Here is an 8235-nt window from a genome sequence, read left to right as displayed (position 1 = left end):
CGCATCAACAACGAGCGCGTCGAGGAGGCCCTGTCCCTCAACCCGGACATCGTCTCCACCGCCTGCCCCTTCTGCCTCGTCATGCTGACCGACTCCGTCAACGGCAAGAAGGCAGCATCCGAAAGCGGCTCCGCCGCGGGCGGCAAGATCAAGGAGTCGGTGACGGTCGTGGACGTCGCCCAGCTCCTCCTGGACTCGGTGAAGGCGCCATGAACGGACCGGTGGAAGGGGAAGCGGCCGTCACCTTCGAGAAGCTGCTCGACGACCGCTGGAGCTGTCGGGCCTTCCTGCCGGACCAGGTGCCCGACGACGTGATCGCCCGGATGCTCGCGATGGCGCAGCGGACCGCGTCCTGGTGCAACACCCAGCCGTGGCAGGTGCATCTCACGAAGGGAGAGGCGACCCGACGTTTCGCCGAGAGCCTGACCGAGCACGTGAGGAGCCGTCCGTCGGCGGTACCCGACCTGCCGATGCCCGACGAGTACCACGGTGTCCATGGGGAGCGGCGGCGCGAAGCCGGCTACGCGCTCTACGCGGGCCTGGGGATCTCCCGGGACGACCGGGAGGGGCGTGAGGCGCAGTACCTGAGGAACTACGCGTTCTTCGACGCCCCGCACGTCGCCGTCGTCACGACCGACCGTGGTCAGGGCGTGTACGGGGCCGTCGACTGCGGTGCCTATGTCACGAACCTCCTCAACGCCGCGACCTCCCTGGGGATCGCGACGATCCCGCAGGCGGCGATCGCGCGGTACGCCGCCCACGTCCGCGAACACCTCGGGATCTCTGCGGACCGGCTTGTCGTCTGCGCGATTTCCTTCGGGTACGCGGACACGGCCCACCCGGTCAACGCGTTCCGCACGACGCGCGCGGATGTCGCGGAGGTGGTTACCGTGATCGACGGCTGATCGCACGCCGGCCGCCGTGCGGTCGGGATCAGCGCGAGGCGACCGACTCCGGGTCCCCGTCGACGAGCGACGCCAGCATGCCCAGGCGTTTGTGCGACGGAGTGCCCGGTTTCGCGGTCCAGACGACGAGCCGCTGAGTGGGGTCATGGGCGCACGTGAGGGCGTCCCAGTCGAGGCTGAGGTCACCGACGACGGGATGGCGCATCTCCTTGGTCCCGGTGCTGCCGACGGCCACGTGGTGCTCGTTCCACCACGTACGGAACTGTTCGTCCGCCTGGCACAACTCGTCGACCAGGCGGGCGAGGCTCCTGTCGTGGGGATCGTGTCCGGCTTCCCTGCGGAGCATCGCCACGGAGACCGTGGCGACCTGCTCGAAGTCCCGGTAGAGAGTCCGGGAGGCGGGGTCGCGGAAGAGCAGCCACGCATAGTTCCTGTGCTCCGGAGGAAGCATGGCGAAGTCGGTGAGCAGGGCGACCGCCATCGGGTTCCAGGCGAGGATGTCCATCCTGCGGCCGATCACCAGGGCCGGGATGTCCGAGAGCCCGTCGAGGACGCGCTGGAGCTGCGGCTGGACGGACTGGCGTTCCGGGAGGACGCCCTGGTCGGTCTGTCCATCGGCCAGCTCGCGCAGGTAGGCGCGCTCGTCCTCGTTGAGCCGCAGGACGTTGGACAGGATGTCCAGAACTGCCGGGGAAGCCCTGCGTCGTCCCTGTTCGATCCGGGTGTAGTAGTCGGTGCTGATCGAGGCGAGCAGCGCCACTTCCTCCCGCCGCAGTCCCGTGACGCGCCGGCTCGTACCTTCGTCCGGCAGGCCGACGCTGCGCGGGCTGAGCGCGGCTCGGCGGGCCTTGAGGAAGTCGCCGAGCTCGTTGGGGGAGGTGCTGACGGTGTTCATGGCGCAGTGCTCGCAGCCGACTGGTCCGGGATCTTCACTGGTATTCCGACGAACATGTCGGGCCGGTCGGAACCAGAATAGCCCCGCCCCGGGCGGATCGGCCCGTTCCACGCCGACGTCCACGACGCGTCACCGCCGACAGCTCCCCGGGGCGGGGCTGCGCCGGAGGCCGGGACGGTGCCGCCCGGCGTCCGACGCGATCCAGGTGGGTTCCTACGCGTCCGCGAAGAGGACGCCCGAGGCGAGCAGCTCCTCGATGCGCGACGCGTCGTACACCTCGCCGGCGATCTCGCGCGTGTGCTGGCCGACGCGCGGGGCGACGCCACCGCGGTCCGGCCGGGTGCCGCCGAACCGCCACGGCGGTCGCAGCAACGAGACGCCGTTGTCCTCCGGCTCGAAGAGCTGCAGCCACTCGGTCTGCGGGTGGTTCATGACGCCGGACACGGTCAGGACGGGGGTGAAGGGGACGTCCGCGTCGCCGAGCCGCTTCTCCCACTCCGCCGAGGGCCGGGTGAGGAACTCCGCCTGCACGATCTCCACGAGTTCGAAGTAGTTCCGCTCGCGCTCGGGATACGTGGCGAAGCGGGGGTCCTCCCCGAGGTCGTGTCGGTCCATCGCCGTGAGGAGGCAGTGCCAGAACTTCTGGGAGGAGGACAGGTGGATCGCGATGTCCTCACCGGTGGCGGTCTTGAGGCAGAAGTTCTGTGCCTGGGGGTGCCGGCTCTGCCGACTGGGATTCCGGTGCCCGTCGTCGAAGTACTGGCTGACGGCGTCGGCGGTGAGCGTGGTGACCGCTTCCATGACGGAGGTCTCCACGTGCTGGCCCGCGCCGGTGGCGGCCCGGCCCACGAGGGCGGCCAGGACCCCGGCGGCGGTGGAGACGCCGGTGATCAGGTCGGCGAGGATCGTGCCGGACAGTTGGGACTGGCCGGCGTCGCTGAGCAGGGAGTACAGGCCCGCGGACGCCTGTCCGATGGTGTCGTAGGCGGGCCGCTGCGCGAGCGGACCGCCGTTGCCGAAGCCGGTGACGGAGGCGTACACGAGATCGGGGCGCAGCGCGGTGCACTCCTCGGGACCGAGACCGAGTGCGGCGAGCTTCCCGGCGCGCAGATTCTCCAGGACGACGTCGAACCGGGGGACGAGCGACTTGACCAGCGCGATGCCCTCGGGGTTCTTGAGGTCGACCGCGAGGCTGCGCTTGCCCGCGTTGTACTGGACGAAGTACGGACTGCGATCGTTCTTGAGGCGCCGAAAGTCCTCGCCGGTGCCCGGTTTCTCGACCTTCACCACCTCGGCGCCCAGCGCACACAGCAGTGAGCTGGCGTAGGGAGCGGAGATGTAGCCCCCCAGTTCCAGGATCCGGATGCCGTCGAGCGGCTTGTGCTGCATCGGTGACCTCGTTCCACTCGCACGATCGCCAGCTGAGGGGACTATGTAAAATATATGATTTAGGGTTTGTCAAGGGTTCCGGAGCGATGGAAGCTCATGTGGCCAGGGCCTCCTTGTCTTCAGTGCATGGTAAATATATTTTATGCGAAGTCTGAATGGGTGGTACAGAAGGAGCACATGTCATGGATGAACCCGCACGGCGATCCGTCGACTTCTGCCGCCTGGACGAGGCGGTCTCCCGGTACGTACGCCCCGGAGATGCCGTCCACGTCATGATGGGCCACAGCCGCTGGAGCGCCCTGGTGCGCGAGCTGGTCCGCCAGCACTGGGGGAAGCCTTCCGAGTTCACCCTCATCATGGCGAGCCTCTCCTCCCTGGGGGCCGTCCTCTTCCGTTCGGGGAGCCTCAAGAAGGTCGTCACGGTCTACTCCGGGGACTCCTTCCCGGTCTTCACCCCCAATCCCGTCTTCCAGAAGGCCTACACCTCCGGCGAGGTGGAGGTCGAGAACTGGTCCTTCCTCACCTACATCCAGCGCCTCCGCGCCGCCGCCACCGGCGTCCCGGCGGTCGTCACCGGGTCGGTGCGCGACTCCTCGATGGCCGAGAACGACGCGTACGAGGAGATGGACACGGCCTTCGGCCGGGTCGGCCTCGTCGCCCCGCTGGTCCCGGACGTCACGCTGGTGCACGCCGCCGTGGCGGACCGGCAGGGAAACCTGGCGATCGCGCCGCCCATGTTCGAGGGCGTGGTGGGCGCCCTCGCCTCGCGACGCGGAGTGATCGCCACGGTCGAGAAGGTGGTGGACGACCTGCGGCCGTGGTCCACGATGGTGCGGATACCCGCCCACCGGGTCCTCGGCGTCGTCGAGGCCCCCTTCGGCGCCCACCCCGGAGGCGTCTTCCCCGGACCCTCCGGGGCGAGGCTCCCCGTCCGCGGCTACGTCGAGGACGTCGACCACTGGATCGCCGTCCGCGAGGCGAGTCGGCGCCCCGACTTCGACGACTGGATCGAGGAATGGATCCTGGCGCCGGCCGACCACGACGCCTACCTGGCGAAGCTCGGACCCGAACGGCTCGAAGAGCTGGCCCTCGCGGCCGAGGCCCCCGCCCCCCTGCCCGTCGGGGCGCGCAGGGAGGATCCGCCGAACGGCACCGAGCGCGCCGCCGTCTGGCTCGCCGACCTCGTCGCCCGCCGCGTCGAAGAGACCGGCGCCGACACCGTCCTCGCCGGCGCGGGCCTTGCCAACCTGGCGGCCTGGGTCGGTGTCGGACGCGCCAAGGAGGCCGGTCACCGGGTGGCCCTCGCCGCGGAACTGGGCCTCTGGGACTACACGCCCACCCCCGGCGACCCCTTCATCTTCAGCTTCTCCAACTTCCCGTCCTCGACCATGCTCCTCGACACCGAGCAGGTCCTCGGGAACCTGGTCAACGGCCGTTTCCTCCGGTCGATCGCCTGTGTCGGCACGGCCCAGATCGACCGGCACGGCAACATCAACACCACCAGGATCGACGGCGGGCCCTACCTCGTCGGCTCAGGCGGCGGCAACGACGTCATCACCAACGCGGACGAGGTCCTCGTCGTCGGCACCATGGACCGCCGCCGCTTCGTCGAGCGGTGCGGCTACGTCACCAGCCCCGGTACCCGGGTCGTCACCGTCGTCACCGACCTCGGCGTGCTGTCCAAGCAGGACGGGGAGCTCGTCCTCACCCATGTCGCCCCCGGCCCCGAACCGCTCGCCGATCGGGTCGCCCAGGTCCGGGACCACTGCGGCTGGGACGTGACGGTGAGCCCGCTCCTCCGGGAACTGCGCGAGGTCACGACCGCCGACGTCGCCGAACTCCGCTCCTTCGACCCCGAGGGGTACTTCCTCGGGCGCGCCCGCACCCCGGTCGCGCCCGCCGCCCCCGCCGTACGCGTACAGGTTCCGTCCATCGCCCCCGACACCACAGCCGCAGCCACTGAGAGGAAGACCGATGTCCGCACCCGTTGAGGAGACGGTCAGCGCCGAGGACTTCGCGCAGATCCGCGCGCAGGTCCGCCGGTTCGTCCGGGAGGAGGTCGTCCCCCGGGAGCGGGAGATCGCCGACACCGACGCCATCCCCGAGGACCTGCGCCGCAAGGCCGCGGAGATGGGCCTCTTCGGTTACGCGCTGCCGCAGGAGTACGGCGGCCTCGGCCTCGTCATCACCCAGGACGTCGAGCTCGCCTTCGAGTTCGGTTACACGGCGCTGGCCTTCCGCTCCCTGTTCGGCACCAACAACGGCATCGCCGGCCAGGTGCTCGTCGGCTACGGCACGCCCGAGCAGAAGAAGCAGTGGCTGGAACCGATGGCCGAGGGACGGTGCCTCGCCTCCTTCGCCCTCACCGAGCCCGAGGCCGGGTCCGACCCGTCGGGCATGCGCACCACCGCCACCTGGACCGGCGACGGCTGGTCGATCAGCGGCGGCAAGCGCTTCATCACCAACGCGCCCCTGGCCGACCTCTTCGTCACCTTCGCCCGCGTCAAGAACCACGAGGCCGAGGGCAAGATCGCGGTCTTCCTCGTCCCGGCCGGCACCCGCGGGCTGACCGTCGGCCCCAAGGACCGGAAGATGGGACAGGAGGGCGCCACCACCGCCGACGTCTACTTCGACGACGTACGGGTCGGCGCCGACGCGCTGATCAGCGGTGAGGTGGAGACCGGTTTCCGCGCCGCCATGACCGTCCTGGCCCGCGGCCGCGTCCACATCTCCGCGCTGGCGACCGGCCTCGCCGAGCGGGCCCTCGACGAGTCCGTGCGCTACTCCGCGCAGAACCTCCAGGGCGGCGTACCGACCGGAGACCGCCAGCTCGTCCAAGCCATGCTGGCCGAACAGCAGGCGCTCGTCATGGCGTGCAAGGCCCTCACCCGCGACGCGGCCCGCCACTACCTCGACGGTTCGGACCGCCGTATCGCACCCTCCGCGGCCAAACTCTTCTGCACCGAGTCGGCCGGCCGTGCCGCCGACCTCGCCGTCCAGGTGCACGGCGGCAGCGGCTACATGCGAGAGGTCGCGGTCGAGCGCGTCTACCGGGACGCCCGCCTGCTGAGGCTCTACGAAGGCACCAGCGAGATCCAGAAGCTGATCATCGGACGCGAGCTCATGCGCCGGGAGCGCGCCGTCGGCGCCTGAGCCGCCGGGCGACCCGCCGTCCGCACCACGGAGAACGTGAGGGAAAGGAACAGAAATGAGCCGCTACGCAGGCTTCGCCCACCTGAGGGTGGACGGACCGGACGAGGCGGGAGTCGTCGAGCTCGTCCTCGACGCCCCCAAACTGAACGCGGTGAGCGAGGAGGCCCACGCCGACCTCGCCGAGATCTGGCGCGAGTTCGACGCGGACCCCGCCGTGAAGGCCGTACTGCTCCGGGGCGAGGGCAAGGGCTTCTCCGCCGGGGGCTCCTTCGACCTGGTCGAGAAGCTCACCCAGGACTACGACACCCGCACCCGCACCATGCGCGAGGCCAGGGACCTGGTCTACAACATCATCGACTGCTCGAAGCCCATTGTCTCCGCCATGCACGGCCCCGCCGTCGGCGCCGGACTGGTGGCGGGCGTGCTCGCAGACGTGTCCGTCGTGAGCCGGACGGCGAAGATCATCGACGGCCACACCCGGCTCGGCGTCGCCGCCGGTGACCACGCGGCCGTCTGCTGGCCGCTGCTCTGCGGCATGGCGAAGGCCAAGTACTACCTGATGACCTGCCGTCCGCTCAGCGGCGAGGAGGCGGAGCGGATCGGCCTCGTGTCGCTCTGCGTCGAGGAGGACGAGCTCCTGTCGACCGCCCGCGAGGTCGCCCTGGAACTCGCGCAGGGGGCGCCGAGCGCCATCCGCTGGACCAAGCAGTCCCTGAACAACTGGTACCGGCAGGTCGCCGGGTCCATCTTCGACGCCTCGCTCGCCCTGGAGTTCTACGGCTTCGGCGGTCCCGAGGTCCTCGAAGGCCTCGCCGCGCACCGCGAGCGCCGCAAGCCCTCGTTCTGAGCGAAGCCCTCGTTCCGAGCAGGCCCCACCCCGCACCACGCCGCACCAAGGAGATTCCTCGATGAATCCGTACCGCTCCATGCTCTTCGTGCCGGGACACAAGCCCACCTGGGCGGAGAAGGCCGTCGCCACCGGTGTCGACGCGATCATCCTCGACCTGGAGGACTCGGTCCCGGCCACCGACAAGGCCGACGCCCGCAAGACGGTCCGGGAGACCATCGGCCGGCTGCGCGCCCAGGGAGTCCGCGCCGACGTCTGGGTGCGTCCCAACAGCGTCGACAGCGGTCTCTTCGGCGCCGATGTCGAGGAGGTCCTGGTCGAGGGCCTCGCCGGCCTCTTCCTGCCCAAGGTCTTCACCGCACAGGAGATCGTCCGCATCGACGCGGTCGTCTCGCACATCGAGGCCCGCGAGGGCCTGGAGGCGGGCTCGATCGGTCTGATCGTCAGCTACGAGACCGCCGTCTCGATGGCGCACTGCGAGGAGATCGCGGCGGCCAGTCCGCGGATCTCCAGCCTGCTCGGCGCCACCGGCCCCAACGCCGACGTGGGCCGCGAGCTCGGCTTCGAGTTCACCCCCGAGGGCCTGGAGACGCTCTACCTGCGCAGCCGGATCGTCCTCGCCGCCCGCGCCGCGGGACTCCACCACCCGGTGGCCGGCGTCTGGCAGGACATCGCCGACCTCGAGGGCTTCCGGCGCTTCGCCGAGGACAACCGCCGCCTCGGCTACCGCGGCATCGTCCTCATCCACCCCTCGCACGTGGCCCCGGCGAACGAGGTCTTCACTCCTTCTCCGGAGGTCGTCGACCACTACCGGCGGATGATCGCGGCCTTCCGTGAGGCCGAGGCGGGCGGCAGCGCGGCCGTCGACTTTGAGGGCCAGCACATCGACCTGGCACACGCGAAGACGGCGCAGGGCGTGATCGACCTGGCCGAGGCCATCGCGGGGGAGTAGCGGCAGAAGGGACCAGGGCGGCGGCCCCTCCGGCGGACGAGGGTACGCGGGGAACGGCCGCCCGCCCGTACGGTCGCCACTGCGGTGGGGCGGC

The 8235-nt window shown here is 70.2% G+C and carries 8 protein-coding genes; 6 read left to right on the top strand and 2 right to left on the bottom strand.

Annotated elements, in window-relative coordinates; translation table 11 throughout:
- Both ACIQD7_RS30370 and ACIQD7_RS30365 read left to right on the top strand, forming a co-directional pair.
- A partial coding sequence (locus ACIQD7_RS30370) for a heterodisulfide reductase-related iron-sulfur binding cluster (RefSeq protein WP_402445786.1) occupies positions 1 to 213 on the top strand: 213 nt, incomplete at its 5' end.
- Positions 210 to 905 carry a nitroreductase gene (locus ACIQD7_RS30365; protein WP_402445784.1) on the top strand — a complete coding sequence of 232 codons (696 nt, stop codon included), beginning with the start codon at positions 210 to 212 and terminating at the stop codon, positions 903 to 905. The genes ACIQD7_RS30370 and ACIQD7_RS30365, both read left to right, overlap by 4 nt.
- Positions 906 to 933: 28 nt before the next feature.
- On the opposite strand, the gene ACIQD7_RS30360 is transcribed toward ACIQD7_RS30365, so the two are convergent.
- Together ACIQD7_RS30360 and ACIQD7_RS30355 are read right to left on the bottom strand one after the other, a co-directional pair.
- Positions 934 to 1800, bottom strand: coding sequence for a helix-turn-helix domain-containing protein (locus ACIQD7_RS30360; RefSeq protein WP_402445782.1), 867 nt, complete (start codon positions 1798 to 1800; stop codon positions 934 to 936).
- A gap of 213 nt (positions 1801 to 2013) precedes the next feature.
- The gene (locus ACIQD7_RS30355; protein ID WP_062759848.1) at positions 2014 to 3189 is read right to left on the bottom strand and encodes a CaiB/BaiF CoA-transferase family protein; all 1176 of its coding nucleotides are present in this window, start codon (positions 3187 to 3189) and stop codon (positions 2014 to 2016) included.
- A gap of 182 nt (positions 3190 to 3371) precedes the next feature.
- Here ACIQD7_RS30355 and ACIQD7_RS30350 point away from each other — a divergent pair, with 182 nt between their 5' ends.
- The 4 genes from ACIQD7_RS30350 to ACIQD7_RS30335 all read left to right on the top strand — a co-directional run bounded on the left by ACIQD7_RS30350 (position 3372) and on the right by ACIQD7_RS30335 (position 8141).
- Positions 3372 to 5180: a CoA-transferase gene (locus ACIQD7_RS30350; protein WP_402445779.1), complete on the top strand. Its 1809-nt coding sequence runs from the start codon at positions 3372 to 3374 to the stop codon at positions 5178 to 5180.
- A complete protein-coding gene (locus ACIQD7_RS30345) occupies positions 5164 to 6342 on the top strand; it encodes an acyl-CoA dehydrogenase family protein (protein ID WP_402445777.1) in 1179 nt (392 codons plus the stop codon). The genes ACIQD7_RS30350 and ACIQD7_RS30345 overlap by 17 nt, the downstream gene beginning before the upstream one ends.
- A gap of 55 nt (positions 6343 to 6397) precedes the next feature.
- Positions 6398 to 7189: an enoyl-CoA hydratase/isomerase family protein gene (locus ACIQD7_RS30340; RefSeq protein WP_152371247.1), complete on the top strand. Its 792-nt coding sequence runs from the start codon at positions 6398 to 6400 to the stop codon at positions 7187 to 7189.
- A gap of 61 nt (positions 7190 to 7250) precedes the next feature.
- Positions 7251 to 8141, top strand: coding sequence for an HpcH/HpaI aldolase/citrate lyase family protein (locus ACIQD7_RS30335; protein ID WP_402445774.1), 891 nt, complete (start codon positions 7251 to 7253; stop codon positions 8139 to 8141).
- Positions 8142 to 8235 lie beyond the last annotated feature (94 nt).

The sequence above is a fragment of the Streptomyces sp. NPDC093071 genome, from assembly GCF_044754545.1.
Classification (GTDB): domain Bacteria; phylum Actinomycetota; class Actinomycetes; order Streptomycetales; family Streptomycetaceae; genus Streptomyces.
Note: the sequence above shows the minus strand (reverse complement) of the source record. Positions and strands in the feature narration are given on the sequence as shown.

Excerpts from the sequence above, each read along its gene's own strand:
- ACIQD7_RS30365 (WP_402445784.1), top strand. The coding sequence starts at position 210 with ATGAACGGACCGGTGGAAGGGGAAGCGGCCGTCACCTTCGAGAAGCTG.
- ACIQD7_RS30360 (WP_402445782.1), bottom strand. The coding sequence starts at position 1,800 with ATGAACACCGTCAGCACCTCCCCCAACGAGCTCGGCGACTTCCTCAAG.
- ACIQD7_RS30355 (WP_062759848.1), bottom strand. The coding sequence starts at position 3,189 with ATGCAGCACAAGCCGCTCGACGGCATCCGGATCCTGGAACTGGGGGGC.
- ACIQD7_RS30350 (WP_402445779.1), top strand. The coding sequence starts at position 3,372 with ATGGATGAACCCGCACGGCGATCCGTCGACTTCTGCCGCCTGGACGAG.
- ACIQD7_RS30345 (WP_402445777.1), top strand. The coding sequence starts at position 5,164 with ATGTCCGCACCCGTTGAGGAGACGGTCAGCGCCGAGGACTTCGCGCAG.
- ACIQD7_RS30340 (WP_152371247.1), top strand. The coding sequence starts at position 6,398 with ATGAGCCGCTACGCAGGCTTCGCCCACCTGAGGGTGGACGGACCGGAC.
- ACIQD7_RS30335 (WP_402445774.1), top strand. The coding sequence starts at position 7,251 with ATGAATCCGTACCGCTCCATGCTCTTCGTGCCGGGACACAAGCCCACC.